Source organism: Anaerotignum faecicola (assembly GCA_024460105.1).
Taxonomy (GTDB): Bacteria; Bacillota; Clostridia; order Lachnospirales; family Anaerotignaceae; genus JANFXS01.
The window spans coordinates 1-403 of the sequence record JANFXS010000490.1; the positions used below are offsets into that span (position 1 = coordinate 1).

The following is a 403-nucleotide window of genomic DNA, read 5'->3' on the forward strand; positions in this document are numbered from 1 at the left end:
TTCACCGCCAAGCTTCTGCATCACGGCAAGCTTCCGGAGCATGCCTAAATCTTCCCCCGCTTTCTCCTTCATTTCCAGCACCTTCACAGCGTGTCCGGCTGCCGCCAGCGCATCTGCGGTCTCAAGCCCCACCAAACCGCCTCCGATCACGCATACGTCTCCTTCCGGCTCTATTTCATGCTCCAGAACTGCGTTGGCCTGACAGACCATTTTCTTTTCACTCCCCGGAAGCTTAAGCGCAACAGGAGCCGATCCGATGGCCGCAATCACGGCATCCGGTTTTTCTTCCTGAATAAGCTCTGCGGTGAGCGGCGTATGGCAGCGAACCTCCACACCGGACCGTTCCACCAGCCGCCCAAAGGAGACGGCTGCCTGCTTCATCTCCGCTTTTCCCGGAGCCTGG

The 403-nt window shown here is 58.8% G+C and carries 1 protein-coding gene; it reads right to left on the reverse strand.

Annotated elements, in window-relative coordinates; genetic code table 11:
* Positions 1 to 348, reverse strand: a 348-nt coding sequence (locus NE664_15035) for an FAD-dependent oxidoreductase (GenBank protein MCQ4727947.1), incomplete at its 3' end; no start/stop codon positions are given.
* Between the last annotated feature and the right edge of the window lie 55 nt (positions 349 to 403).